Raw genomic sequence first — 429 nt, forward strand, 5'->3', positions numbered from 1 at the left:
GCTCGGGGGTCGTGGGAGGGAGCCGGAAGCAAGCGTCCGGTCCGTGTATGCCTTCCCCAAAGCACGGCGTGTGCCAGCCCTCCGCAGCGGCTTCCCGCGCACGGTTTCCCTCTGGAGCGCCCATTCCACGAGGTGCTCCGCCCCCCATGCTTCTGGTGAGGCGGGCCATCAGGGGTGGTGACGCGTGTCACCAGCGCCCCGTGTTCCTAGACCTTGCACTCCCGGCTCTTGCTGAGCACCCCGAGCTCGTACCGGGTGACGAGGCCGCGCCCGATCTCCCGGGCCATGAGCCGGTACACGGCCGAGGTGGGATGCTTCTGGTCCTTCGTCGCGATGGGGGTCGGGGGCAGCGGGGCGTGCTGGTAGTTGACCTGGCTGGAGGAGGACAGCGGCGCCAGCGAGGGCGTGAAGCCTGGAGGCGGCGCGAGC

At 70.4% G+C, this 429-nt stretch carries 1 protein-coding gene; it reads right to left on the reverse strand.

Going from position 1 to position 429, the window contains the following annotated elements; translation table 11 throughout:
- Positions 1-206: 206 nt before the first annotated feature.
- Positions 207-429: hypothetical protein (locus tag D7X74_RS43530; RefSeq protein ID WP_158622384.1), on the reverse strand; the 223-nt coding region annotated here is incomplete at its 5' end.

Origin of the sequence: Corallococcus sp. CA047B (genome assembly GCF_003612065.1) — a bacterium.
GTDB classification, from domain to species: domain Bacteria; phylum Myxococcota; class Myxococcia; order Myxococcales; family Myxococcaceae; genus Corallococcus; species Corallococcus praedator.